At 60.5% G+C, this 25,311-nt stretch carries 20 protein-coding genes and 1 other annotated feature; of the genes, 12 read left to right on the forward strand and 8 right to left on the reverse strand.

All coding sequences use genetic code 11. The annotated features are described in order from the left end of the window. Positions 1-47: 47 nt before the first annotated feature. The 7 genes from serB (at position 48) to QQJ98_RS04990 (ending at position 6,574) form a co-directional block, all read left to right on the forward strand. Positions 48-923 carry a phosphoserine phosphatase SerB gene (serB, locus tag QQJ98_RS04960; RefSeq protein WP_284324219.1) on the forward strand — a complete coding sequence of 292 codons (876 nt, stop codon included), beginning with the start codon at positions 48-50 and terminating at the stop codon, positions 921-923. Continuing rightward, complete coding sequence (locus QQJ98_RS04965) at positions 920-1,408, forward strand: GNAT family N-acetyltransferase (RefSeq protein ID WP_284324220.1); 489 nt, start codon at positions 920-922, stop codon at positions 1,406-1,408. The genes serB and QQJ98_RS04965 overlap by 4 nt, the downstream gene beginning before the upstream one ends. Beyond that, on the forward strand, positions 1,401-2,162 hold the full coding sequence (locus QQJ98_RS04970) for a TSUP family transporter (RefSeq protein WP_284324221.1): 762 nt from the start codon (positions 1,401-1,403) through the stop codon (positions 2,160-2,162). Before QQJ98_RS04965 ends, QQJ98_RS04970 begins: the two co-directional genes overlap by 8 nt. A gap of 168 nt (positions 2,163-2,330) precedes the next feature. Further along, positions 2,331-2,386: a sequence feature (sul1 is cis-regulatory element that is thought to sense ions involved in sulfur or methionine metabolism; They are found in Alphaproteobacteria), on the forward strand. Positions 2,387-2,410: 24 nt separating this feature from the next. Beyond that, positions 2,411-3,832 (forward strand): SulP family inorganic anion transporter, encoded by a 1,422-nt coding sequence (locus tag QQJ98_RS04975; protein WP_284324222.1) that lies wholly within the window; start codon positions 2,411-2,413, stop codon positions 3,830-3,832. Between the two features lie 82 nt (positions 3,833-3,914). Continuing rightward, entirely contained in the window at positions 3,915-5,042 is a 1,128-nt protein-coding gene (locus QQJ98_RS04980) for an extracellular catalytic domain type 1 short-chain-length polyhydroxyalkanoate depolymerase (protein ID WP_284324223.1), read from the forward strand. Between the two features lie 207 nt (positions 5,043-5,249). Next, on the forward strand, positions 5,250-6,203 hold the full coding sequence (locus QQJ98_RS04985; protein ID WP_284324224.1) for a response regulator: 954 nt from the start codon (positions 5,250-5,252) through the stop codon (positions 6,201-6,203). Next, complete coding sequence (locus QQJ98_RS04990; RefSeq protein WP_284324225.1) at positions 6,200-6,574, forward strand: Hpt domain-containing protein; 375 nt, start codon at positions 6,200-6,202, stop codon at positions 6,572-6,574. The genes QQJ98_RS04985 and QQJ98_RS04990 overlap by 4 nt, the downstream gene beginning before the upstream one ends. Positions 6,575-6,643: 69 nt before the next feature. Here the strand turns inward: QQJ98_RS04990 and QQJ98_RS04995 are convergent, their stop codons facing one another. The 4 genes from QQJ98_RS04995 to QQJ98_RS05010 form a co-directional block, all read right to left on the reverse strand. Continuing rightward, positions 6,644-9,037 carry an ATP-binding protein gene (locus QQJ98_RS04995; RefSeq protein ID WP_284324226.1) on the reverse strand — a complete coding sequence of 798 codons (2,394 nt, stop codon included), beginning with the start codon at positions 9,035-9,037 and terminating at the stop codon, positions 6,644-6,646. 71 nt (positions 9,038-9,108) lie between these two features. Further along, the gene (locus tag QQJ98_RS05000) at positions 9,109-9,525 is read right to left on the reverse strand and encodes a response regulator (protein WP_284324227.1); all 417 of its coding nucleotides are present in this window, start codon (positions 9,523-9,525) and stop codon (positions 9,109-9,111) included. A 290-nt stretch (positions 9,526-9,815) separates the two neighbouring features. Continuing rightward, complete coding sequence (locus QQJ98_RS05005; RefSeq protein WP_284324601.1) at positions 9,816-10,103, reverse strand: HU family DNA-binding protein; 288 nt, start codon at positions 10,101-10,103, stop codon at positions 9,816-9,818. A 132-nt stretch (positions 10,104-10,235) separates the two neighbouring features. Then, entirely contained in the window at positions 10,236-11,714 is a 1,479-nt protein-coding gene (locus tag QQJ98_RS05010) for an AMP nucleosidase (RefSeq protein WP_284324228.1), read from the reverse strand. 132 nt (positions 11,715-11,846) lie between these two features. Between QQJ98_RS05010 and QQJ98_RS05015 the strand changes: the two genes are divergently transcribed. From QQJ98_RS05015 to QQJ98_RS05030, 4 genes are all read left to right on the forward strand, one after another. Next, positions 11,847-12,686 (forward strand): SDR family oxidoreductase, encoded by an 840-nt coding sequence (locus QQJ98_RS05015; RefSeq protein WP_284324229.1) that lies wholly within the window; start codon positions 11,847-11,849, stop codon positions 12,684-12,686. Positions 12,687-12,799: 113 nt separating this feature from the next. Beyond that, positions 12,800-13,366, forward strand: coding sequence for a DUF1349 domain-containing protein (locus QQJ98_RS05020; RefSeq protein ID WP_284324230.1), 567 nt, complete (start codon positions 12,800-12,802; stop codon positions 13,364-13,366). Next, positions 13,367-14,005: a TetR family transcriptional regulator C-terminal domain-containing protein gene (locus tag QQJ98_RS05025; RefSeq protein ID WP_284324231.1), complete on the forward strand. Its 639-nt coding sequence runs from the start codon at positions 13,367-13,369 to the stop codon at positions 14,003-14,005. A gap of 169 nt (positions 14,006-14,174) precedes the next feature. Beyond that, a complete protein-coding gene (locus QQJ98_RS05030; RefSeq protein WP_284324232.1) occupies positions 14,175-15,134 on the forward strand; it encodes a TerC family protein in 960 nt (319 codons plus the stop codon). Between the two features lie 27 nt (positions 15,135-15,161). On the opposite strand, the gene QQJ98_RS05035 is transcribed toward QQJ98_RS05030, so the two are convergent. The 4 genes from QQJ98_RS05035 to QQJ98_RS05050 form a co-directional block, all read right to left on the reverse strand. Next, entirely contained in the window at positions 15,162-16,040 is an 879-nt protein-coding gene (locus QQJ98_RS05035; RefSeq protein WP_284324233.1) for a transglutaminase family protein, read from the reverse strand. 9 nt (positions 16,041-16,049) lie between these two features. Further along, entirely contained in the window at positions 16,050-18,446 is a 2,397-nt protein-coding gene (locus QQJ98_RS05040; RefSeq protein ID WP_284324234.1) for a circularly permuted type 2 ATP-grasp protein, read from the reverse strand. Then, positions 18,446-21,760, reverse strand: coding sequence for a transglutaminase family protein (locus QQJ98_RS05045; RefSeq protein ID WP_284324235.1), 3,315 nt, complete (start codon positions 21,758-21,760; stop codon positions 18,446-18,448). The genes QQJ98_RS05040 and QQJ98_RS05045 overlap by 1 nt, the downstream gene beginning before the upstream one ends. Positions 21,761-21,893: 133 nt before the next feature. After that, a complete protein-coding gene (locus QQJ98_RS05050; RefSeq protein ID WP_284324236.1) occupies positions 21,894-22,802 on the reverse strand; it encodes a hydrogen peroxide-inducible genes activator in 909 nt (302 codons plus the stop codon). 124 nt (positions 22,803-22,926) lie between these two features. On the opposite strand from QQJ98_RS05050, the gene katG reads away from it, so the two are divergent. Continuing rightward, positions 22,927-25,155: a catalase/peroxidase HPI gene (katG, locus tag QQJ98_RS05055; RefSeq protein WP_284324237.1), complete on the forward strand. Its 2,229-nt coding sequence runs from the start codon at positions 22,927-22,929 to the stop codon at positions 25,153-25,155. Positions 25,156-25,311: the final 156 nt, after the last annotated feature.

Consider the following 25,311-nt stretch of genomic DNA (forward strand, 5'->3'; position numbering starts at 1 on the left):
CGCATCATCTGCAAAAACCGACACAAATCTCCACTATCGGAAACATCATGTTTGTAGCCACCTTGCTGACCAATCCCGCCCGCCCGGTGCTTGACCGTGTCACCGTTGAATCCTTGCGCAATGCTTGGGGCGGTGGCGATGCGGTTTGGCTTGACCCCGGTGTGGCGGCGGAATTTGGTCTTGAGGCGATGCCCGCGAACCGTTGGGATGTGTGGCAGGGCTTGCAGGGCATGGGGATTGATCTGGTGGTGCAACCTGCCGAGGGGCGGCGCAAAAAGCTGCTGATCGCGGATATGGACAGCACGATGATCGAGCAGGAATGTATCGACGAGTTGGCCGATGAAGCAGGGGTTGGCGCGCATGTGGCAGGCATCACTGCGCGGGCGATGAATGGCGAGTTGGATTTTGAAGCGGCTCTGCGGGAAAGGGTGGGCCTGTTGGCGGGGCTGCCTGCATCGGTGATCGCGCAGGTGATCCGCGACCGGATCACGCTGATGCCGGGGGGGCAAGTGTTGCTGGCGACGATGAAGGCGAACGGAGCCCATGCGGCGCTGGTCTCGGGTGGGTTCACGGCGTTTACTGCGGCAATTGCGGGTGTGCTTGGGTTTGATGAAAATCGGGCGAATACGTTGCTGATCGCCGAGAACAAGCTGACGGGCAAGGTGGCGGAGCCTATCCTTGGCCGTGCTGCGAAGGTTGCGGCGCTGGAAGAGATTTCGGCGCGGCTGGGGATCTCGGTCGCAGAGGCGATGGCAGTGGGCGATGGCGCGAATGATCTGGGGATGTTGGCGCTGGCGGGGGCTGGCGTCGCGTTGCACGCCAAACCGAGCGTTGCGGCGCAGTGCGATTTGCGGGTAAACCACGGCGATCTGACGGCTTTGCTGTATATGCAGGGCTACACGCGTGAGGAATTTGCCCAATGATCATCCGCCCTGCCCTGCCAACGGATGCAGCCGCAATGTCGGATTTGCAGAACCGGATCATCCGCATCGGCGGCACCACGGCGCATGAGGTTGAGCATGATGCGGGTTATGTAGAGGCGCATTATATCACGGGGCCGGGGGTGATTTGTTGCCATCTGGCCGAGGATGACAGCGGGCTGATCGGGTTTCAGTCCTTGGGGCGCAATGCAGCGCTCGCCGATGATTGGGGCGATATTGGCAGCTATGTGAACCCGGATCGGCAGCGGACGGGCGCGGGGGCTGCGCTGTTTGCGGCGACTTTGGCGGTGGCGCGGGCCAAGGGCTTGGTGGCGATCAATGCAACCATTCGCGGCGATAATGTGCCGGGTTTGGGCTATTACAGCCGCCGGGGGTTTGTCGATTACGCCCATGATGCCGCGTATCGGTTGAAAGATGGTCGTGTGGTCGGGCGGGTTTCCAAGCGGTTCGAGGTGAGCGGTGTTTGAGATTGCCAGCCATCTGGTGCTGTTGCTGGTGTTGGCGGCGTTCTTTGCGGGCTTTGTCGATGCGATTGCGGGCGGGGGCGGGCTGATCTCGGTTCCGGCGCTGTTGTTGGCGGGGGCGTCACCGATTGAGGCTTTGGCCACCAACAAACTTCAGGGCAGTTTTGGCGCGGGGACGGCGGCGCTGGCCTATGCGCGGGCGGGGCATGTGCGGCCGCTGGATCAGTTGGGGATGGCTGCGGTGTCGGCGTTGGGCGGCGGGATGGGCGCGCTGGTGGCGCATCTGATGCCTGCCGAGGTGCTGCGGATCATCATGCCGGTTATTCTGGTTGCGGTGGCGCTGTTCTTTGCCCTGAAGCCGGGGCTGACGGATGCGGACAGGGTGGAACGGATCAAGCCTGCAGTGTTCGCCTTTACCGCCGTGCCGATGATTGCGGCCTATGATGGCTTCTTTGGGCCGGGCACGGGCAGCTTCTTTATGCTGGCCTTTGTGATGCTGGCGGGGTTCGGCGTTTTGAAGGCGACGGCCCACACCAAGATGCTGAACTTTGCCTCGAACCTTGGGTCACTTTCGGTGTTTGTCTGGAGCGGGGCAATGTGGTGGGGGGTTGGCCTTGCGATGGCTGTGGGTCAGGTGGCGGGCGCGGCTTTGGGGGCCAAACTTGCGATGCGGATCGGGGCGCGGCTGATCAAACCTTTGCTGGTGGTGACATCGACGGGCATGGCCTTGCGGTTGCTTTGGCAGGCGTTTGGCTGATGGTCCCAACTCGGGACCAAAAAATACTGTTTTATATCAGCATCTTGACTGTGCCGCATTAACGAATTTTTAACGATTGCAGGCTTTTGAAGGATATTGCAAAAGCCAGCGCAACGCGGTTGCAGCTTGGCATTCGCACGATGATCGCCTAAGCCCGTGCAAGACTCACTTGGACCCGGTGCAATCCCGGGTGGCTATTCCAGCCGCCGATCCGCTGGACAACGCATCAATCGCGTAACATCAAAATCATGAGCACTTTACCCCATTATCTGCGCCAATGGCGCGAAAACCCTGTGCGGGAAATACTGGCCGGGGCGGTCGCAACCTTTGCCCTGATCCCCGAAGTGATCGCGTTTTCGGTCACGGCGGGGGTGGACCCGTCGGTGGGGCTGTATTCGTCTTTCGTGATCAGCATTGTGATCGCGCTGTTTGGCGGGCGGCCTGCGATGATCTCGGCGGCGGCAGGGTCGGTGGCGCTGGTGGTGGCACCGTTGGTGCGCGAGCATGGCATTGAGTATTTGTTCGCGGCGGGGTTGCTGGGGGGCGCGTTTCAGGTGCTGTTCGGCTTTGCCCGGCTGTCTTCGCTGATGCGCTATGTGTCGAACTCGGTCCGCACCGGGTTTGTCAACGCGCTGGCGGTGCTGATCTTTGCCGCACAACTGCCGCATATCGTGAACGCCGGGGCTTTGGGCTATGGCGTGATCGCAGCGGGGCTGGCGATCATCTACCTTGCGCCACGGCTGATCACGGCAATTCCGGCACCGCTGATTTGCGTCATCGTGCTGACCGGGCTTTGCGCGGTGTTGGGCATTGATGTGCCACGGATCAGCGATCTGGGCCAATTGCCAGAGGGATTGCCGATCTTTGCGCTGCCGCAGGTGCCGTTTGATCTGGAGTTGCTGAACATCATCTTCCTGCCCGCCTTGGCGATTGCGATGGTGGGGCTGCTGGAATCGCTGATGACGGCGGGGGTGGTCGATGATCAAACCGGCACTCCGTCGAACAAAGACGCCGAGGCGCGCGGGCTGGGGCTGGCAAATATGGCGACCAGTCTGTTTGGCGGCATCGCGGGCTGCGGGATGATCGGGCAGACCGTGTCAAACGTGAAATACGGCGGGCGCGGGCGGCTTTCAACGATGGCGGCGGGGGGGATTTTGCTGATCTTGATGGTGGCGCTGAAGGATGTTGTCGGGCAAGTGCCGGTGGCGGCGCTGGTGGCCATCATGATCATGGTGTCGATTGATACGTTTGATTGGGGATCGCTGCGGCGGTTGCGCGGCACGCCGCTGCTGTCAAATCTGGTGATGCTGGTGACGGTTGCGGTCACGATCATCAGTCACAACCTGTCGCTGGGCGTGCTGGTTGGCGTGCTGATGAGCGGGGTGTTCTTTGCCGCCAAGGTGGCGCGGATGCAGCAGGTGCGGCGCGACGGCGATCTTTATGTGGTCGAAGGTCAGATCTTTTTCGCCTCGGCTGATGCGTTTATCGAGGCGTTTGACCCGATTGACCATGACGGCCCGGTGACGATTGATCTGACGCGGGCGCAGCTGTGGGACATCACGGCTTTGGCGGCGGTGGACAAGGTGCGCGAGCGGTTCGCGCGGCACGGGCTGGCGGTTGAGATCATCGGGCAGAAAACCGGGGCCGATCTGCTGGTGCGCGGGGTCTAAGCTGCCTTGCTTTGCAGCGCAGATGCCCCAACTATAGCAGGAGAGGCCACGCTATGCCTGCCCGCCATGCAAGGACATTGGGATGAAACGCCCCTTCGCTGCGGCCATGCGCCGGGCCAATAGGTTGATGCGGCCCGCCAAGCTGGGCAAGGCTGCCAAATCACTGCAAAAGATGATGACAGGGATGGCGCTTGCACCGCTGGCGGCGCTGGTGCCCAAGGCGAAGGTGGCGCGCAAGGCTAAGGTGGCACGCAAGCCAAAGGTGGGGCAGACCTTGGGCACAGTGTTGCAGCAGTTACGCAAGGTGCAAGGGTTGACGCCGGAAGTGGCGGCGGATGATCCGCCACGCTTGGCTGCGGGCGCGCAATATCTGACGCGGACGCATCGGACAGCGGCGGGGGCGCGCGGTTACAAGCTGTATCTGCCCGCGCATCCGCCCAAGGGGCTGATCGTGATGCTGCATGGCTGCAAGCAGAACCCGGATGATTTCGCGCGGGGCACCGATATGAACCGGCTGGCAGAAAAGCATGATCTGGCGGTTGCCTATCCGGCCCAAACCACGCGGCACAATCCGGCGGCCTGTTGGAACTGGTTCGCCCCCAGCAATCAACGGCGCAGCAGTGGCGAGCCTGCAATTCTGGCCTCATTGACCCGCAAGCTGATGCAGGAATTTGGCCTGAAGCGCGAGGGGGTGTTTGTAGCGGGCCTGTCGGCGGGCGGGGCAATGGCTGCTATTCTGGCGGATGTTTACCCGGATCTGTTTGCGGCGGCGGGGATTCATTCCGGGCTGGCGCGCGGTGCGGCGCATGACGTGTTTTCGGCAATGGCTGCGATGCGCAATGGTGGCGCAGGGGCAGAGACGTTGCCGGATCAGGGCGCTCATCCACCCCGGCGGATCATTTTTCAGGGTGATGCGGACAGCACGGTGCATCCCGCAAACGCCGAAATGCTGCTGACAGCGGCGGTTGGCGCCGGTGCAGAGCCTGTCAAAACTAGCAAACGCAGCGTCAATGGCCGCGCCTATGTCCGTCGCGATTATGGTGGCGCGGGCGATGCAGCGCTGGTGCAGCTGTGGTTGCTGGAAGGCGCCGGGCATGCGTGGTCTGGCGGAAATAAGGCAGGATCTTATGCGGATTCAACCGGGCCGGATGCGTCGGCGCTGATGATGCGGTTCTTTTTGGCGGAAAAGGGTGTTGGGCAAGGCAGCTGATAGTCATTTATCTTGTTGATAAAGCTAGTGATTTTCAAAAGATCGGACGCGTTGCGGTTTTCAGGACGATATTTTTTAATATTTAAGTAATTTTTCTCTTCGCCAGACATTTGACAAAATTGCCTCCTAGCTTGCTCTCATAGATTGTATTGGCTGGCACTTAAGACCAGCGATTCAATCTTAAGGCATCGTTCAAGAGGGATAATCATGAAGCTGTTGGCTGTTGACGACGATCCGGTTTTTCTTGGTGTTCTGGTTCTGATGCTCAACACTCTGGGTCAGGATGAGGTGACTGTTGCGCCGTCGGGGATGAAAGCCCTTGAGATCTTGCACCTGACGCCCGAGCCGTTTGACTGCATCTTGCTGGATATTCAAATGCCGGGGATGACTGGGGTAGAGCTGTGTCAGCGTATTCGCAGCATTTCGGCCTATCGCCGCACGCCCATCGTGATGATCACCGCGATGACGGGAAAGCGGTTTATTGACGATGCTTTCGCCGCAGGGGCGACCGATTATGTCACCAAGCCGCTGGATGCGGTTGATCTGAAAGCCCGTCTGGGCATGGTCACGCGGCTGTTGAACGAACGCCGTATTACCGCAACGCTGGAGCAGAAATTTGACCAGCGCCACGATGCGGTGACAATCGACGTTGATTTCGACTCGCCGTTTCCTGTGCCGGGTTTTGCGCGTGGCATCGACTATCTGGCGCTGGAAAACTATCTGCTGATGCTTGGCAACAAGCGGATGTACAACACAGCGGCACTGGGGATTTCGGTGCAGAACGCGGGCGCGTTTTACAGGAAGGCGTCGGCCTCGGCTTTCGTGAATATGCTGGGCGATGTCGGCTCGGCGATCACCGATGCGACCAAGGCGGATCAGATGATGATTGCCTATGCAGGTGCCGGCAATTTTGTGGCCGTGTTGTCGGGCAATTCTGCAATCGACCGCGAGGATTTGCAGATGGCTTTGCAAGCGGGCATTGAGGATTTCGCTAGCTTTTACGCGGCGGATCGCTTGCCTTTGCCACAGATCAAAGTCGGCAAATTGGTGCGCGCCTCGTTCTTTGGCTTGTTCAATCCGACAAATATTCTGGAAAATGCGGTGGCTTTGGCGCAATCTGATCTGGATGGGAAAGCCAAAGCGTGGTGGAGTGCTGCATGATCAGACAGCCGTTCAACGACATATCGCCCGATGAGGCCGACGCGGATCTAAGTCAGGCACTTGGCCTTGCGCAAGCGATGTTTGTTGAACTGATTGTCGAACGTATCATGGCGTTTGAAGCATACCGCAAGCTTGCCAGCCTAAGCGATCAGCCGCAGCTTGAAATGGCGAAGATCGCCGATATTGCCCATAAAATCTCGGGTGTCGGGGCAACTTTGGGCTTTGGCAAGGCCGGGGCATTGGCGGCGGAACTGGATCGCGCGATCAGCGACAACCCTGCGCGGCTTGCCAACCCCGATTATCTGAAGCAAGTGGTCGACCCGCGGCTTGAAGCGCTGCTGGACGAGTTGGAAAGCCTGTTGGACGCCTAGACCGCGCCACTGATCCTTGGTGGCAGCTCGGGGCCGCAGATCGGGGGCGGCAGATCGGCGCTGGCCAGATCAGCGCCGGTTTCCATGTGGTTCGGGTGCCGAAATCACCAATGCGCCAATCGCCAGCGACAGATCAATCGAGCTGATCGGCTTTGCGATGCAGCTGTCAAATCCCCATGAAATATACTCGGCGACCTGATGCGCCATCACATTCGCGGTCACGGCGATGATCGGAACCGGGCAGCTGCCGGATTTCTCCTCGATCTCGCGGATTTTGCGCAGTGCGGTGGGGCCGTCCATCACTGGCATCGCGATATCCAGCAAAACGGCGTCGAAACCACCAGCCTGCCAAGCCTGCACCGCCTGCGCGCCATCGGTCACTATGGTGACTTTCGCGCCCAGCCGGGTCAGCATCATTTCCAGCACCGCGCAGTTGGTCTGATTGTCGTCCGCGGCCAGCAAGTTCAAACCGGCAAGATCAACCGCCTGCACCGCCGTCGGCTTCGCACGTCTGGCGGCAACCGTGCTGATCGGCAGCGGCAGCGTCACGGTTATCTTGGTGCCCTTGCCGCGTTCAGATTCGACATTGATCGTGCCCGACATCCGCTCGACCAGCGATTGAGTGATTGCCATACCCAGCCCGGTGCCGCCAAACCGCCGCGTCACAGAGCTGTCGGCCTGACTGAATTCATCATGCAGACGCAGCACTTGCTCGGGCGTCATCCCGATGCCGTTGTCGCGCACCTCGATGATAAGCGGCATGTTGGCGCGACCGGCGATCTTGACGCTGACCTCGCCCTTGTCGGTGAATTTGATCGCATTGCTGACCAGATTGTGCAGCACTTGCTGAACACGGTGCGGATCGCCGACCCGCAAAAGTTCGGCACCCGAGCCGATCAGCACCTCGAACGCCAAGCCCTTTTCATTGGCGCGCAGCTCGTATTGATCTTCGATGCGCTTGGCCAGATCCATCGGACTGAACGGCAGCTCTTCAAACTCGATCTTGCCAGCCTCGATCTTGGACATATCCAGAATGTCGTTCAGGATGTTGAGCAAAGCCTCGCCCGAGCGGCGGATGGTGCCGATCATCCGCTTTTGATCGGGATGTTCGAGGGTTGATTCCAGCAGTTCGGCCATGCCCAGCACGCCGTTCAGCGGGGTGCGGATTTCATGGCTCATGTTGGCCAGAAACTTTGATTTGGTGCGGCTGGCGGCTTCGGCATCGGCTTTGGCCATATAGAGTTGTGTGACATCAGAGCCGACACCGCGAAAGCCGGTAAACGTGCCATTCGCATCAAACACGGGAGAGCCGCTCATCCTGCGCCAGCGGATCATGCCATCACCAGATTGCGGCGCGCGATAGACAAAGTCGCGGAACGGTTGGTTGTTGGCCAGCGCATCAAGCACGATGCTCCAGTCGATGCCCGGCAGCATATCGGGATGTGTGGCCAGCCATTCTTCTTGGGTCTTGTTCAACAGACCCTCTTTCGGCACGCCGCCATCATCAAAATAATCGCCATCAAGCACAAAGATAAAGCGGCGGTCGCTGTCCATTTCCCACAGCCAGCCGTCCGAGACCTGCGCAATATCAATCAGGCGCTGCTCGACCTTGGCGCGCTCGGACATCACCCTTTCAAGTTCGGATGTCACCTCTGTCAGGGCGGTTTCGCGGGCGCGCTGTGCGCTGATGTCAAACTGCACGCCGGTGATCAGCTCTGGTGCGCCGTCTGCATCCCAATGCAGGGTTCGGCCCTTGTCCAGCACCCAGATCCAGTGACCGTTTCTATGGCGCAACCGATACTCGGCCTTGTAAAGCGCATGCGGGTCGGTGAGCAAATTGTTGAACAGCGCTTCGGTCTTTTCCAGATCATCCGGGTGGACCTTGTCGCGCCATGTGTTGAAGGTGATCGGGGTCAGATCTTCCAGCCGATAGCCCAGCAGGGCCGCCCAATGTTCATTGACACGGTGATCTTGGGTTTTGACGTTCCATTCCCAAGTGCAAATCTCGGCTCCGGCAATCACGTTGCGCAGCTTTTGCTCGGCCAGAAATTGGCGGGTGATGTCGGTGTGAACCTCCATCAGATTGCCGTTTTCCAGCAGTTTACCGACGACACTCAGCACACGGCCATCCAGCAGCATCCGCTCGAACTGGTGGCCGTCTTTGCGACGGTTGGCCAGCCGGTTGCTGACCCATTCATCGGCGCTGTCTTCGACTTCGACAAGTTGGCCATGTGCGATGGCGTAAAGCAGGATATCGTGAAACGAAGTGCCCGGAACCAGTATCGGGGCGATCAACGGATAGAATTCGCGCATCTTCTGATTGCAATACAGAAAGCAATCTTGCGGATCATAGACGACAACGCCTTGTTGCAGGCCGCTAAGGACTTCTATTTCCACAGAAAATTTTTGCTCGGGGGCATCGGCTTTTTGGCGGCCAGTGGCGTCATGATCTGCGGTATTCACGTGCGGCCTTTTGGTTAACGGTTTCGGCATAGGTCCACACGACGGGCCGCCCCTGTCAAGTCATAGTTGCCTCAGGTTGTATGGTCTTCCGGATGATCGCCAAGAAGTGCGGCAATCGTGGCCAGCAAGTCGCGCTTGCTCAGCGGTTTGGGAAGGGTCACTTCCAGCGCCTGAGAAATCGTCGCAAGATCGTATGGCTGAAAATCCGCGCTGGCGGTGAAGCGGATCGCCGGGGTGGCCGCGTTGAGCGAACGCCCGGCGCGCAGATGACGGATCACGCGATCGCCGGTGATGAAGGGCATGTTCTGGTCAACGATCATCACATCAAAGCGATTGGTCAGCGCCGCTTCCAGTGCGGCGCGGCCATCCGAGGTGATGGTCAGCTCGATATCGGGGCTGGACAGGTAGGCCTGAACGATCGCCTGATTGACCACATCATCTTCGGCCAGCAAAATCTGGATTTTGGTTTCTGCTGGCGCTTCTGTCATTTTGATAAACCCGGTCGCTTGGAACTGTCACTGCCTCTATGGTTTAATCTATCGCATAGCGACAAGATCGCAAGATGGCGAAAAGCTGACGCAAATGCGACCAATTGCAACCCAAGATTGCGCTTCTGCCAGATTTTCGCGTCGACTAAAGGTGAGGCCGCGCCTGACCCTTCCTTGCATCCCAAGGCGCGGCTTTGCCTGCGCGGCGCGGACGGCCAAATGCAAAAGGGCCGCCACTGGGGCGACCCTTTGTTGATCCTGGCGTCCGGGACACCCCGGACTGCGACCATTCAAGCGTTAACGCTGTCTTTCAGCGCCTTGGCAATCGCGAATTTCACCTGCTTGTCAGCCGCTTTGGTGACGGTTTCGCCGGTTGCCGGGTTGCGCACTTGACGCTCTGGGCGCTCGCGGCAGACCATCTTGCCCAGACCGGGCAGCATCACCGAGCCACCAGCGGCCACTTCGCGCGAAACAACTGCAGCGACAGCATCCAGCGCAGCCGAAGCGGTTTTCTTGTCAGCGCCCATCGCATCTGCAATGGCGGCAACAAGCTGCGTCTTGGTCATGGCTTTGATCATCGTTTCGTTCCTCATTCCGGCCCCATTGAACGAGGGGCCCTGTTTTGCCTGCTACGGCGGATGCAGCGGCTTCTCATGGTTTAGCGGCCCAAGGCAAGCCCTTTTTGGCTTAAAATAAGGGTTTTCCTTGGGTCAAAGGAACGCAGTCTCTTCAAAACTGCGCAACTTCCGGCTGTGAATCCGCTCGATCGGCATATCGCGCAGGCGCTCCATCGCGCGGATGCCGATTTGCAGATGGCGGCTGACCTGGGTCTTGTAGAACTCGCTGGCCATGCCGGGCAGCTTTAATTCGCCGTGCAGGGGTTTGTCAGATACACACAGCAGGGTGCCGTAGGGCACACGAAAGCGGAAGCCGTTGGCGGCGATGGTGGCGCTTTCCATATCCAGCGCAATGGCGCGGGATTGCGACAGACGCTGCACCGGGCCAGATTTGTCGCGCAGCTCCCAGTTGCGGTTGTCGATGGTGGCGACGGTGCCAGTGCGCATGATGCGTTTCAGCTCGTAGCCTTCCAGCTGGGTGACTTCGGCGACGGCCTCTTGCAGGGCGATCTGGATTTCAGCCAGCGCCGGGATCGGCACCCAGACCGGCAGATCGTCGTCCAGAACGTGATCTTCGCGCAGGTAAGCGTGGGCGAGGCAGAAATCGCCCAAGGACTGGCTGTTGCGCAGGCCGGCGCAGTGGCCGACCATCAGCCAAGCATGCGGGCGCAGCACGGCGATGTGGTCGGTGGCGGTCTTTGCGTTCGACGGGCCGACGCCGATGTTGACCAAGGTGATGCCGTTGCCGTCGGCGCGTTTAAGGTGATAGGTCGGCATCTGCGGCGTCTTGGTCGAAGGCATGATCACCCCATCCGGCGTGGTGATTTCCTGATTTCCGGTGGCGACAAAGCTGGTGTAGCCCGAGTCTTCATCGGCCAACGTGGTGCGGGCATAGGCCTCAAATTCATCCACATAGAACTGGTAGTTGGTGAACAGCACATGGTTCTGAAAGTGCGTCGCATCTGTAGCCGTGTAATGCGACAGCCGCGCAAGGCTGTAATCCACCCGCTGTGCGGTGAACGGTGCCAAGGGCTGCGAGCCGTCGGCATTGTGGGTGCGGGTGCCGTTGACGATGTCATCATTGGTGGTGGCCAGATCAGGCACATCGAACACGTCGCGCAGACTGAACTCTAGCACACCTTCTTGCGGGACAGACACCATCGGATTGCCTGCCACCGCGAAATGCACAGGAATCGGCGTATCGGAATAGCCGATCTGCACCGATACACTATGGTTCTGCATAAGCAGGCTGATCTGCTGGATCAGGTAGTTGCGGAACAGATCGGGGCGGGTGACAGAGGTGGCATAGGTGCCGGGGCTGGCGACATGGCCAAAGGCAAGGCGGCTGTCGGTCTTGATGTGGCTGCTGACCGTCAGGCGGATTTCGGGGTAGAACGCGCGCAGGCGGGTGGCGGGTTTGGCCCCGGTGACCGCAGCACTGAAATGCTGAGAAAGGAAGGCTGTCGCGTCGAAATAAAGCTTCTCCAGCCGATCCACCGCCGTTGCGGCATCGGTAAAGGACTCGGGCGCGGCGAAATCAGGGGTCTGGATCAAAACGGACTCGTCGTTCATTGCATCATCTTCTTGTTTTTGATCGGGCATCTAAGGCCGAAGCGGCAAGTTTCGCAAGTGAAGTCTTGATGACGTCAGGCTGCGGCCATCTGGGGTCTTGCGAAGCGAGGGGCGCGCAGGAATAAAGGCGGGATGAAAACCTTGCTTTCTCTTGGCCATGGCTATTCCGCCTCGGCACTGGCTGCGCTGCTGATCCCGTTGGGTTGGCGGGTGATCGGCACCACGCGCGAGCCTGACCGGATCGAGGCGTTGCGCCAGCAGGGGGTCGAGCCGTTGCTGTGGCCCTGCGATCTGGGGCCTGCTTTGGCGGATGCGAGCCATATTCTGGCCTCGGCCGCCCCCGATGGCTCGGGCGATCCGTTCCTGCATGCGGCGCGCGATCAGATCATGGCGGCGCGGCCAGAGTGGGTGGGCTATCTTTCGACCACCGCCGTCTATGGCGACCATCAGGGCGGCTGGGTGGATGAGGAAACGCCAGTCAAGCCGCAGTCGGGTCGGGCGGTGGCGCGGGTGCTGGCGGAGCGGCAGTGGCTGGCCACCGGGTTGCCGGTGCAAGTGTTCCGGCTGGCGGGGATTTATGGCCCCGGACGTGGGCCGTTTGAAAAGGTGCGCGATGGCTCGGCGCGGCGGGTGATCAAGGCGAACCAAGTGTTCAGCCGGATTCATGTGGCCGATATTGCGGCCACTCTGCATGGGTCGATCCTGCATCCCGATTCCGGCACGATCTATAATGTCTGCGATGACAACCCGGCCCCGCCCGAGGATGTGCTGTCTTACGCGGCGGCATTGCTTGGCTACCCCGAGCCGCCCACCGTGCTGTTTGAAGAGGCCGACATGTCGCCGATGCAGATCAGTTTCTATTCGGAATCAAAGCGGGTGCGGAATGATCGGATCAAGCGTGATCTGGCGGTGCAGTTGAAATATCCGACCTATCAGGCGGGTTTGCAGGGGCTTTTGGACGAGAGCTTGTAGATCAGGGCCGCTGAAAGAGTGTCCACGCGCGGACAGAATTTTTTCTTTTAACGTTTCAATGGGTTATCGAAATCCATTTACCAATTTTTAACACTTGCGCCGCGGAGGCCACAATGAACTGGCAGGATATGAACTGGCTGAACCCTCCCGCTGCGGTGGCACAGGAGGCGGGTGGCTTGCTTGTCACAACCGGTGAGAATACCGATTTCTGGCATGGCACTTACTATGGCTTTCATCACCACAACGGCCACTTCCTGCATGCGCCGGCACAGGGTGATTTCAGTCTCGAAACGGCGTTTAGAGCCGGTTTTTCAGCGCAATACGATCAAGCCGGGCTGATGATCCGCGCCGATGAGTCGCATTGGGTGAAATGCGGTATCGAATATGTCGGCGGCACCGCATTTCTGGCGGTTGTGGTGACGAATGGCATGTCGGATTGGTCACAACTTCCGATGCCAGACTATGCGGGGCAGTTGCGATTGCGGCTGACGCGGGTGGGCGATGCGGTTTGGGTGCAATATCTGGCAGGGGACGCGTGGCGGATGCTGCGGCTGGCCTATTTCCCCCCTGAGCTGGCGGTAGAGGCCGGGGTGATGTGTTGCTCGCCCTCGCGCGCTGGATTGCAGGTTTTGTTTGAAAATGTGGCTCTAACATCGCCGTTTTCGACGAAAGCCTATTGAATGGCCGAGGTAAAGCCCCCCAGAAAACTGTCGCGTGAGGCGCGGCGGGTGCAGTTGATCGAAGCCACAATCGAGGTGCTGGCGATCAAAGGCTATGCCCGCGTTACAATGAGCGATGTCGCCAATCAGGCCGGGCTGTCGCATGGGCTGGTGAACTTTCATTTCCAGTCGAAAGAGCTGCTGCTGGCCGAAACCCTGACCTATCTCGCCGATGAATATGTGCAGAACTGGCAAGCCGCTCTGGCGGCGGCAGACCCCGATCCAGCGGAGCAGTTGCAAGCGCTGATGCGGGCCGATTTCACCGCTGCACTCTGCACGCCACAACGGTTGGCGGCATGGTGCGCATTCTGGGGCGAAGCGCAAAGCAGACCTCTGTATCAAGAGAAATGCGGCTCTAACAACGCGGAATACGTCACCAAGCTAGAGGTTTTATGCGCGGCCTTGCTGGGGCCAAACGGCAATGCCGAACGTGTTGCGCGGGCGATTAGGGTCACAAGCGAAGGCTTGTGGATGGATCTGGTGACGCAAACCGAGCCCTACAGCGTCGACGAGGCGCTGGCGACCTTGTTGGAAGTGGCGGCGGCGTTCTTCCCACAGGCTTTCACGCGCGGCATCGCGGGCGGCTTCACGGGCGCGTGAGAATTTTTGGCCAAAAGGGGTTGATCGCCGCCAATGCCGCCCTATCTGTGGATTGCGAGACGGGCCCCTCTGACGATACAAATCGTGATGTCGGATCGCATCGAGTGCGCTCGATGTCATGCCCGTTTTCTTGGCTGACCTTTGGCGTGAAAGCAAAACAGAGGACAGTATGGACATTCTAACTTCACTATTTTTGGGCACGCCGCTGTGGATGTGGTTTACCTTTATCGGCATCGTTCTGGTGCTGTTGGCGGCCGATCTGGGGCTGGTCAACAACGGCGATCAAGAGATCGGCGTCAGCAAAAGCCTGCGGCTGTCGGCGGTTTACATCGCGCTTGGCGTGGCGTTTTCGGGCTTTGTCTACTGGCAGATGGGGTCTGAGGCGACGGCGCAGTATCTGACGGCGTTTGTGGTGGAAAAGACGCTGGCGATGGACAACGTGTTTGTCATCGCGCTGATTTTCAGCAGCTTTGCCATCCCGCGGATGTACCAGCACCGGGTGCTGTTCTGGGGTATTCTGGGCGTGATCGTGCTGCGCGGCATCATGATTGGTCTGGGCGCTACGTTGGTGGCTGAATATGCGTGGCTTTTGTACGTCTTTGCCGCCTTCCTGATCTTTACCGGCATAAAGATGCTGTTCACCGATGAAAGCAACCATTCAGTCGATGGCCCGGTGCTGCGGTTTCTGAAGCGTCGCCTGCGGGTGACGGAAGAGCTTGAAGGCAACGCCTTTTTCGTGAAACGCGACGGGTTGCGCTATATCACGCCGTTGTTTCTGGCGCTGGTGTTGATTGAAATTGCGGATCTGGTGTTCGCGGTGGATTCGGTGCCTGCGGTGTTCGCGATCACCACAAACCCGTTCATCGTCTATACATCGAACATCTTCGCTATTCTGGGCCTGCGGGCGCTGTATTTTGCGCTGTCGGCGATCTTGCACCGCTTTGCCTATCTGAAATACGCGCTGTCGCTGTTGTTGGTGTTCATCGGCTCGAAAGTGTTTGTGGCCGACTGGATGGGGCTGGAGAAGTTCCCGCCAAGCTGGTCGCTGGGCGTGACCTTTGCGATCTTGGCCGCTGGCGTGGGGTTCAGCCTGTATAAGACGCGCGGCGCTGCGCAACAGCAGCACTAAGCAATCGCTGGCGCGCCTTCGGGCGCGCTAGCTTGCAAGCGGGATCACATCGACGGCTTGCTCGCTTTTCTGTCCCCCAGAAATCCGCATCGTGCCTTTGATCGGCGAGACATCGCTGTAATCGCGGCCATAGGCGACGACGATGTGATCCTCGCTGGCGAGTTTGTTGTTGGTGGGGTCGAACTCGATCCAGCCTGCATCGGGGCCGCACCACGCCCGCACCCAAGCATGCATCGCATCGGCACCTTCCAGACGGGGTTTTCCGGGCGGCGGCAGGGTGCGCAGAAAGCCGCTGACATAGCCCGCAGGCAGGCCAATGCCGCGCAGGCAGGCGATCATGATATGGCTGAAATCCTGGCAGACCCCTTGGCGCTTGGCGAAAGCCTCGGTCGCGGGGGTATCAACGGTCGTGGCTTTGGCGTCAAAGCGCATGTGGCGGTAGAGCGCAGAGCCTACGGCGACGACGGCTTCGGCCACAGTCATATCGGGGTGCAAAGCACCCAGCGCAAAGGCGGTCATGGTGCGGTCACGCGGCACGCGGGTCGAAGGGGACAGGAAGTGCAGCGGCGAAGCCGGGCCAAGATCACGGCACGCTGCCAGCGCTGCGGGCATCGCGGTCAGCAGGGTGGCATGGGCGGGCATGATGGCGTCAACCAAACGCTCAATCCGGGCTTTCAGGGTGAAGGCCACCGCGTCATGCCCGCCACGATAGCTGAACTCTGTGATGCGGTTGCCAAAGAAATCAACCCGGTCAAGGCGTTCTTCCGGGCGCGGGGTGATGTCGACCAGCCCCGCCATCAGCCGTTGGCCCGGCATTTCCAGCGGCATCACGCAGATCACATGCCGCCCGCCGACGGCTGGATTGGCGTATTGATAGGCGATGCGCAGTTTGATGTCGTAGATCATGGCCCGCCCCTAATGCATGAAAGCGGCGTTCAGCGCCGTGGACAGATCAAAGATTTCGCCACGGGCCTTCAGCAAGGCGGCGGTATCAAGGGTTTCTACCGTATGCAGCTCGATTGAGGTTTGCAGCAGGCGGACTTGCCGTTCAAACGCGGTCATCTGGCCGTGCGGGCCGGTATGCGAAAGCTCGGCCACGCATTTGCCAATCACATCAAGATGAAAGCGGACCGAGCGCGGGTTACATTCATCAAGGCCCAGCAGATCAATCACGCTTTCGCGGCTGGTGAACACGGCGTAGCGCTGGCGGTGAACCATGATGCTGTCGCCGACCTCGATCGCCATATCGAGACCACCGAGCGGCGCATTGGGGCCTGCAACCGAGGCCAGAAGATCGGTCATCATCGCCGCGCGTTCCAAAGACCTGCCGATCGAGAGAAACTGCCAGCCCGCAGCGCGATACATGTTTTCATGCACAAGACCGGAAAAGCCCGCGATCTTGCGCAGCATCACGCTCATCACCTGCGCGGCATCGCCACCGGGTTCGGTGGTCTTGGCGATGCGGGTCATGGATTTCTCGATGTCCTGCAGTGCTGACCAGCCATCGACGCTGAAGCGGTCACGGATTTGCGCCGCACTGTTCACCGCCGAGCTGAGGGTTTGGCGCAGGCCCAGCGGCAACGCCTCGGCGGGATCGACACCATAGGCTTTCAGACGGGCGCGGATGGTGGCCAGCAGCGGGGCATTGGCGGCCTCGTTCACCCGGCTGTTATAGGCGCGGGTCAGGCGCAAAAGGCCCTCGGTGCGTTCGACATATCGGCCCAGCCAGAACAGATTGTCGGCGGCGCGGGACGGCAGCGGCCCCGGTTGCGCGCGGACAAAAGGCGCGGATTGGGGGGTGCGCAAGGTGACGGGTTCAACCGGGGCATCGCTGACCACCCAGACATCGGCAACCGAGCCGCCGTTGCGCATGGAAATCGCGGTGGTGTCGGTGCCCGCGCCAATGCGGGCGAAACCGCCCGGCATCACCTGCCAACCTGCCGGGGTGCGGGCAAGGAACACCCGCAGCGACATCGGGCGCGGCACCAAAGCGCCGTTTTCATAGAAGGGTGTGGTCGACAGCGTCACCAACTCTTTGCCGACCAGACCGTTTGCATTGTCGGTCAGCCAATCATGCAGATCGGCGTCATCCTCGGCGCCGCGCATCTGGCCGCCAACGGCATGGGGGGCGGTGGTTTCAAAGGCGATGCGGGTCGCCATTGCCGGGCCGATCAGCATGCGGTCGGCATGAGCGCGGACATGCGCGAGTTCCGCCTTTTGACCGCACCACCATGTCGCAACATTCGGGATTTGCAGCTTTTGCCCGGTCAACACTTGCGAGATTTTCGGCAGGAAGGCCATCAGCGCCTGGGTTTCCAGCACGCCGACGCCCAAAGCGTTGACCATGGTGACGTTGCCTTGGCGAACCGCTGACATCAGACCGGGGGTGCCAAGGTGGCTGTCGCCGCGCAGTTCCAGCGGATCGGCCCAGATGCCATCCATCCGCCGCCACAACACATCAACCGGGGCGAGGCCCTCAACCGTGCGAACATAGAGATGGCCGTTTTCAACGGTCAGATCCTCGCCTTCCAGCAGCGCCATGCCAAGGTAGCGGGCGATATAGGCTTGTTCATAATAGGTATCGGTCAGCGGGCCGGGGGTAAGGATGCCGACGCGCGAGGTGGGATCGCTGCGCAGCTTCTCCAACGCATCGCGGAAGGATCGGAAAAAGCCCGCAAGGCGGTGGACATTGGTGTTGCGGTAAAGGTCGGGGAAAACCCGGGTGTTGGCGACGCGGTTTTCCAGCGCAAAACCCGCACCAGACGGCGCATCGGTGCGATCTGACAGCACCCACCAGCGACCATCGGGGCCACGGCCAATCTCGAACGCCATGAAATGCAGGAAATGCCCCGAGCGCGGTTTTACCCCCACCATCGGGCGCAGCCATTCGGGGTTTTCGGCGATCAAAGTGGCGGGCAGATGGCCTTCAGCGACCAAGCGGTTGTCGCCGTATAGATCGGCGGCCAGCAACTCCATCAGATCGGCGCGCTGGATCAGGCCCGCTTCGATGCTGCGCCAATCGGCCTCGGGGAGGATGATCGGCACGGCCGAGAACGGCCAGTCGCGGCCCGCACCGGATTTGTCGCCATATTTGCGGAAAAACACCCCGGTATCGGCCAGATGCTGTTCCCCGCGCGCGAAGGCGTCTTTCACCCCGGCGGCGGACAGCCCCGACATATGCGCAAGCAAGCCAGCCCAAACCGGACGCATCGCGCCGGAGGCATCGACCAGTTCATCCGGAACGCCGGGAAGGGGGCGATACCGGGCAAAAAGCTGGGTATCGACCGGCTTTGCTGTGGCCTTGCGTGCCATCAGTGCCTTGGTGCGCGGCGCATATCGAGGGTCATCGGGAACTCGGGGTGCGGGGTTTCTGCTGTCGGCTGGTATTGGCCGCCAGTATGCCCGTGCGGCTCGAACCGGGCAAGCCTGCGCGCCTCGGCCTCGTTGCTGTTGACCGGGAAGGTGTCATAATTGCGCCCGCCGGGATGGGCGACGTGATAGGTGCAGCCACCCAAGGCGCGGCCTGTCCAAGTGTCATAGACATCGAAGGTGAGTGGCGCGTTGACGGGCAGGACCGGGTGCAGCGCCAAGGGCGGTTGCCACGCTTTGAAGCGCACGGCGGCGACGGCGACGCCAGCGCCCACGGTTTGCATCGGCATCTGGCGTTGGTTGCAGGTGACGGTGTAGCGGCCCGGATCGCCGCCCGTCAGCTTGGCTTGCAGGCGTTCCACCGAGCTGTCGGTATAGCGCACGGTGCCGCCGATGGCCCCAGTTTCGCCCAAGACATGCCAAGGCTCCAGCGCTTGGCGGATTTCAAGGGTGACGCCTTCAAACGTCGCCTCGCCGCAGAACGGGAAGCGGAACTCGGCTTGGGCTTTGAACCAGTCAGGGTTGAAATCAAAGCCATGCTGGCGCAGGTCGGCCAGCACATCAAGGAAATCAGCCCAGACGAAATGCGGCAACATAAAGCGGTCGGACAGGTTTGTGCCCCAGCGGGTGAGGTTGCCTTTGATCGGGTTTGCCCACATCCGCGCGATCAGGGCGCGGATCAGCAGTTGCTGGGCAAGCGACATGCGGGGGTTCGGCGGCATCTCGAAACCACGAAACTCGACCAGACCCAAGCGGCCAGTGGGGCCATCGGGGGAGTAGAGCTTGTCGATACAGATTTCGGCGCGGTGGGTGTTGCCGGTGACATCGACCAGCAGGTTGCGCAAAAGCCGGTCGGTCAGCCAGGGCGGCGGGGCTGCCCCCTGCCCCGGCATCGGGATTTGGGCGAGGGCGATTTCAAGCTCATAGAGGCTGTCCATGCGCGCCTCATCAATGCGCGGGGCCTGAGAGGTTGGGCCGATAAACAGGCCAGAGAACATATAGGACAAGGAGGGATGGCGTTGCCAATGCAGGATCAGGCTGGCGAGCAGATCGGGGCGGCGCAGGAATGGGCTGTCGGCGGGGGTGACGCCACCCACCACAACATGATTGCCGCCGCCGGTGCCGGTATGCTTGCCGTCGATCATGAATTTATCGGCCCCAAGCCGGAGTTGGCGGGCCTCTTCGTAGACTGCTTCCGTGGTGGCCACGGTTTCCGCCCAATTGTGCGAGGGGTGGATGTTCACCTCGATCACGCCCGGATCGGGGGCGACCCGGATCACGTTCAGGCGCGGATCATTCGGCGGGCCGTAGCCTTCGATATGCACCGGAAGGCCCAGCTTTTTGGCGGCGGTTTCAGCGGCGGCGACGAGCTCTAGGTAGTCTTCGACCTTTTCCACCGGGGGCATGAACACGCACAGCCGACCGTCGCGGGGTTCCACCGAAATCGCGGTGCGGACAGAACCGGCAAGATCCGAGATGACTTGTTCGCGGCGGTCCTGTGTGGCCTCGGCTGCGGTGAAGCTGGCGACGGGTTGGGCGTGGTCTGGCGGGGTTTTCGGGGCGAAATCGGGCAGAGCGCCGCGATCATCAAAGGGGTCGCCGGGGTTCACATGCGGGTAGTCGGCGGGTTTGACGTAAGGCAGCGAGCCCAAGGGCAAGCGGTAGCCCACGGGGCTGTCGCCCGGCACAAGGAACAGATGGCCGCGCCGCAGCGCCCATTTTTCCGACACCCAGGTTTGCGCGGCGCGGGACTGCCAGCGCTGCACGGGCAACACGAATCCCGAAGGCTCGGTCAGGCCGCGCGAGAATACGCGGGCGATGCGGTTGCGCTCTTCGGGGTCTTTCAGATGCGAGTTTTGCGGGGTGACGTTTTCGGGAAGATTGCCTTCCTTTACGATCCATTCGGCAGGGTCTTCATAGGCGGGCACGACGTTATCGGTGGGCAGGCCCAGCGTTTCGGCGATGGTTTGCAAAAGCTGAGTGGCTTGGGCGGGGGTAGCACCCTCGGCCACTTCAGAGGCGATCAGATCGGGGTTGTTCCAGATCGGCTTGCCATCGCGGCGCCAATACAGACTGAAGGTCCAGCGCGGCAGGCTTTCGCCCGGATACCATTTGCCCTGACCGTAGTGCAGAAAGCCGCCCGGCGCGAAGCGGGCTTGCAAGCGGCGGATCAAGGCATCGGCGAAGATGCGTTTGGTGGGGCCGACGGCGCCCGTATTCCATTCCTCGGCCTCAAAATCGTCGATCGACACGAAAGTGGGCTCACCGCCCATGGTCAGGCGCACATCGCCTGCGGCGAGGGCTTCATCGACCTTATGGCCAAGCGCGTTCAGATCGCCCCATGCCTCATCCGAGAACGGCTTGGTGATACGGGGATGTTCTGCCGTGCGGGTGACGGTCATGTCGAAATCAAAGGCTACCTCGGCATAGCTTGCCATGCCGGAAATCGGGGCTGCGTTGGAATAATGCGGGGTGGCCGACAGCGGGATATGGCTTTCGCCGGTCAGCAGGCCAGAGGTTGGGTCAAGCCCGATCCAGCCCGCGCCGGGCAGGTAAACCTCGCACCACGCATGCAGATCGGTGAAATCTTTGTCGGTGCCTTGCGGGCCATCGACCGCCACCAGATCGGGCTTTAACTGGATCAGATAGCCCGAGACAAAGCGCGCCGCAAAACCAAGGTGCCGCAGCGCGTTGACCAGCAGCCACGAGGTATCGCGGCACGAGCCCAAGGCCAGACCCAAGGTTTCCTCGGGCGTCTGCACGCCGGGCTCCATGCGGATGACATAGCCGATCTCGGCGGCAAGCTGGGCGTTCAGGCGCACGATGAAATCAATGGTGCGCAGTGGGTCGCGCGGCACGCGGTCAAGGAAGCCTTGCAGCAAGGGGCCGGGGGCATCGCATTTGCGGTAGATCACCAGATCGTCAGCGATTTCAGCGGGATATTCAAACGGCCAGGTTTCGGCGCTGGCTTCGACAAAGAAATCAAACGGGTTATAGACGGTCATATCCGCGGTCAGATCGACCTCAATCTTCAGCTCCGTTACCGGATCGGGGAACACATAGCGCGCCAGCCAGTTGCCATAGAGATCCTGCTGATAGTTCACGAAATGGTTCGCCGGCGTCACCTTCAGCGCATGCGACACCACCCGCGTGCGGCTGTGCGGCGCGGGGCGCAGACGGATGATCTGCGGCCCTAACGTCACCGGGCGATCATATTTGTAATGGGTCAGGTGGTGGATGCTGGCGAGGATGGACATGATATTTTCTTTCTGGGCTGTCTGCTTTTTTTCACAGCCAACGGTGATCCTCTAACACTTTGTGCAGCTTTGGGCAGTTTCAGCGCAAGTGATCAAGATTTCCGCGAAAGCCGCCTAAAAAACAAGCACTTCATCAGGCTGCGCGCTGCTGCCGCAGGGTGAGGGCGGAAAGCCGCACCACCTCGGCCACCTGACCCAACTGCTTGGCAAGCGGGCTGGTCTTGCGCCAGACCATACCAACGCTGCGCTGCGGTGTGGGATCGTTAAAGCGCGCGACCGAAACCGAGGCAGAGCGGGTTTCCACCGCCATCGCCATTTCGGGGATCAGCGTGACGCCGATGCCCGCGCTGACCATCTGCACAAGGGTCGACAGCGAACTGCCATCCAAGAGTTCTCGCGGGGCCGCCGCCATGTTGCAAAACGACAGCGCTTGATCGCGGAAACAATGGCCTTCTTCCAGCAACAGCAGGCGCATTTCGCGCAAGCGTTCGCGGCTGGGCACAGGTTTGCCTTCATCTTCGGCGGGGCGGATCAGCACGAAATCTTCGGAAAACAGTGGCACTTCGGTCAAGGATGGCTCGGAAATCGGCAGCGCGACGATGGCAGTGTCCAAGCGGCCCTCTGCCAGTTCGGTCAGCAGTTTGGGCGTCACGGTTTCGCGCAGTTGCAGATCAAGTTCGGCGTTCATCCGCATCAGATTGCCGATGATCGTGGGCAAAAGATAAGGCGCAATGGTGGGAATCACCCCGATCCGCAGGCGGCCCACCAGTTGGTTCTTTGCCGCCCGCGCGATGTCGGCCAATTCATCAGTCTGGCGCAGGATATCGCGGACCCGCAGAGCGAAAGCCTCGCCAAAACTGGTCAGCCGCACCTGCCGGGCGCCACGTTCAAACAGATCGGTGCCAAGGGCGGTTTCCAGCTCTTTTATCTGCATCGACAGGGCGGGCTGAGTGATTGCGCAAGTTTCCGCCGCGCGGCCAAAATGGCCATGCAGGGCCAGGGCCTCAAAATAACGGAACTGTTTCAGGGTCAGATTGATCATCAGATAATCTTATCAGATCAATCAGATTATTCAACTTAAACTAATTCTAAACTGTTGTTACAGTCAGCGCATATTTCAGAAGAATTGCTCGGGCGAGCGGTTTTCAACAGAATCGGAGATAGCGATGGACGGAAACGATAGCGCAGGCGGCGGCAAATGCCCGGTGATGCATGGTGGCGCCAAGCACACCACTCATAAGGCACGCTCGAACCGCGATTGGTGGCCGAACCAGCTTAACCTACGGATTTTGCATCAGAATGCACCCAGCGCCAACCCGATGCCCGGCGGTTTCGACTATGCCGAGGCGTTCAAGGCGCTGGATCTGGCTGCGGTGAAACAGGATCTGGTGGCATTGATGACCGACAGCCAGCCGTGGTGGCCGGCCGATTGGGGCCATTATGGCCCGTTCTTCATCCGCATGGCGTGGCACTCGGCTGGCACCTACCGCACCGGCGATGGCCGTGGTGGTGCGGGGTCTGGCACCCAGCGCTTTGCGCCGCTGAATTCCTGGCCGGATAACGTCAGCCTCGACAAGGCGCGTCGCCTGTTGTGGCCGATCAAGCAGAAATACGGCAACTCGATTTCCTGGGCCGATCTGATCGTGCTGACCGGCAACGTCGCGCTGGAATCGATGGGCTTCAAGACCTTTGGTTTCGGTGGCGGACGGGTGGATGTGTGGGAGCCGCCAGAGGATATTTACTGGGGTTCGGAAGACACTTGGCTGGCGGCATCGAACGATCCGGCCAACAAGAACAGCCGTTATTCGGGCGAGCGCGATCTAGAAAACCCGCTGGCCGCCGTGCAGATGGGCCTGATCTACGTCAACCCGGAAGGCCCGGATGGCGTGGCAGATCCGGTGGCGTCCGGCCGCGATATTCGTGACACCTTTGGCCGTATGGCGATGAATGACGAAGAAACCGTGGCTTTGGTTGCGGGCGGACATACGTTCGGCAAAGCGCATGGCGCGGGTGATCCGGCTTTGGTCGGCGCAGACCCCGAAGGTGCGGCAATGGCGCAGCAGGGTTTGGGCTGGAGCAATGGTTTTGAGTCGGGCGTGGGCATCCACACCACGTCTTCAGGGATTGAGGGCGCTTGGAAGCCCAATCCCACCACTTGGGACAACGGCTATTTCAAAATGCTGTTCAAATATGAGTGGGAGCTGACCAAGAGCCCCGCAGGCGCGCAGATTTTCTTGGCCCGCGATGTTGCCCCCGAGGATATGATCCCCGACGCGCATGATCCGTCGATCACGCATCGCCCGATGATGACGACGGCTGACCTTGCGATGCGGTTTGACCCGATCTACGGGCCGATCTCGCGCCGGTTCCATGATGATCAGGCGGCGTTTGCTGATGCGTTTGCGCGGGCTTGGTTCAAGCTGACCCACCGCGATATGGGGCCGAAGGTGCTGTATCTGGGGTCGGAAGTGCCTGCGGAAGATCTGATCTGGCAAGATCCGGTGCCGGAAGCGACGGGCACGCCGATTGATGCGGGCGATGTGGCGGCGTTGAAGGCGCAGATTTTGGGCTCGGGCCTGAATGTGTCGGAACTGGTTTCGGTGGCTTGGGGTTCCGCCTCGACTTTCCGGGGGTCTGACAAGCGTGGCGGGGCGAATGGCGCGCGTATCCGTCTGGCACCGCAGAAAGACTGGGCGGTGAACCAGCCGGAGCAACTGGCTAAGGTGCTGGCGGTGCTGGAAGGCATCCAGACCAGCTTTAACGCCGCGTCTGGCAAGACCGTGTCGCTGGCTGATCTGATCGTGCTGGGAGGCTCGGCGGCTGTGGAAAACGCGGCGGCGGCGGCGGGGCACCCGGTTTCGGTGCCGTTCGCACCGGGGCGGACCGATGCCAGCCAAGAGCAGACCGATGTGGAAAGCTTTGACGTGCTGGAGCCGGTGACGGATGGCTTCCGCAATTTTGCCAAGGCTCAGTTCTCGGTTTCGGCGGAGGAACTGCTGCTGGATCGCGCACAATTGCTGACCCTGACCGGGCCGGAGATGACGGTTCTGGTGGGCGGCCTGCGGGTTCTGGATGCCAATACCGGGCATTCGCAGGCGGGCGTGTTCACCAAGCGCCCCGGCGTTCTGAGCAACGATTTCTTCGTCAACCTGCTGGATATGGGCACCGTTTGGACGGCGACTTCGCCTGCCGAGACGGCGTTTGAGGGCCGGGATCGCGCGACGGGGGCGTTGAAATGGACTGCGACGCGGAATGATCTGGTGTTCGGATCGAACTCGCAATTGCGGGCCTTGGCCGAGGTTTACGGGCAAAGTGATGGTCAGGCGGCGTTTGTGCGCGACTTTGTGAAGGCTTGGGTCAAGGTGATGAACGCGGATCGGTTTGATCTGGTCTAACGCTGGTTTGAAAATAGAAAAAACGCGCGTGGGTTTCGGCCCGCGCGCGTTTTTATTTTGCCTGTCCACGCGTGGACAGGCCTTCGTTTTACACGATTTCAATGGGTTACACGGGGGTCGTTAACCTTCTGTAAAGGTTTGCCGCACAACGGTATT

The organism is Cypionkella aquatica (assembly GCF_030161095.1).
GTDB classification, from domain to species: domain Bacteria; phylum Pseudomonadota; class Alphaproteobacteria; order Rhodobacterales; family Rhodobacteraceae; genus Cypionkella; species Cypionkella aquatica.

Coding starts and splice junctions, on each gene's coding strand:
- serB (WP_284324219.1), top strand. CDS start 48: ATGTTTGTAGCCACCTTGCTGACCAATCCCGCCCGCCCGGTGCTTGAC.
- QQJ98_RS04965 (WP_284324220.1), top strand. CDS start 920: ATGATCATCCGCCCTGCCCTGCCAACGGATGCAGCCGCAATGTCGGAT.
- QQJ98_RS04975 (WP_284324222.1), top strand. CDS start 2,411: ATGAGCACTTTACCCCATTATCTGCGCCAATGGCGCGAAAACCCTGTG.
- QQJ98_RS04980 (WP_284324223.1), top strand. CDS start 3,915: ATGAAACGCCCCTTCGCTGCGGCCATGCGCCGGGCCAATAGGTTGATG.
- QQJ98_RS04985 (WP_284324224.1), top strand. CDS start 5,250: ATGAAGCTGTTGGCTGTTGACGACGATCCGGTTTTTCTTGGTGTTCTG.
- QQJ98_RS04990 (WP_284324225.1), top strand. CDS start 6,200: ATGATCAGACAGCCGTTCAACGACATATCGCCCGATGAGGCCGACGCG.
- QQJ98_RS05000 (WP_284324227.1), bottom strand. CDS start 9,525: ATGACAGAAGCGCCAGCAGAAACCAAAATCCAGATTTTGCTGGCCGAA.
- QQJ98_RS05005 (WP_284324601.1), bottom strand. CDS start 10,103: ATGATCAAAGCCATGACCAAGACGCAGCTTGTTGCCGCCATTGCAGAT.
- QQJ98_RS05010 (WP_284324228.1), bottom strand. CDS start 11,714: ATGAACGACGAGTCCGTTTTGATCCAGACCCCTGATTTCGCCGCGCCC.
- QQJ98_RS05015 (WP_284324229.1), top strand. CDS start 11,847: ATGAAAACCTTGCTTTCTCTTGGCCATGGCTATTCCGCCTCGGCACTG.
- QQJ98_RS05020 (WP_284324230.1), top strand. CDS start 12,800: ATGAACTGGCAGGATATGAACTGGCTGAACCCTCCCGCTGCGGTGGCA.
- QQJ98_RS05025 (WP_284324231.1), top strand. CDS start 13,367: ATGGCCGAGGTAAAGCCCCCCAGAAAACTGTCGCGTGAGGCGCGGCGG.
- QQJ98_RS05030 (WP_284324232.1), top strand. CDS start 14,175: ATGGACATTCTAACTTCACTATTTTTGGGCACGCCGCTGTGGATGTGG.
- QQJ98_RS05035 (WP_284324233.1), bottom strand. CDS start 16,040: ATGATCTACGACATCAAACTGCGCATCGCCTATCAATACGCCAATCCA.
- QQJ98_RS05040 (WP_284324234.1), bottom strand. CDS start 18,446: ATGGCACGCAAGGCCACAGCAAAGCCGGTCGATACCCAGCTTTTTGCC.
- QQJ98_RS05045 (WP_284324235.1), bottom strand. CDS start 21,760: ATGTCCATCCTCGCCAGCATCCACCACCTGACCCATTACAAATATGAT.
- QQJ98_RS05050 (WP_284324236.1), bottom strand. CDS start 22,802: ATGATCAATCTGACCCTGAAACAGTTCCGTTATTTTGAGGCCCTGGCC.
- katG (WP_284324237.1), top strand. CDS start 22,927: ATGGACGGAAACGATAGCGCAGGCGGCGGCAAATGCCCGGTGATGCAT.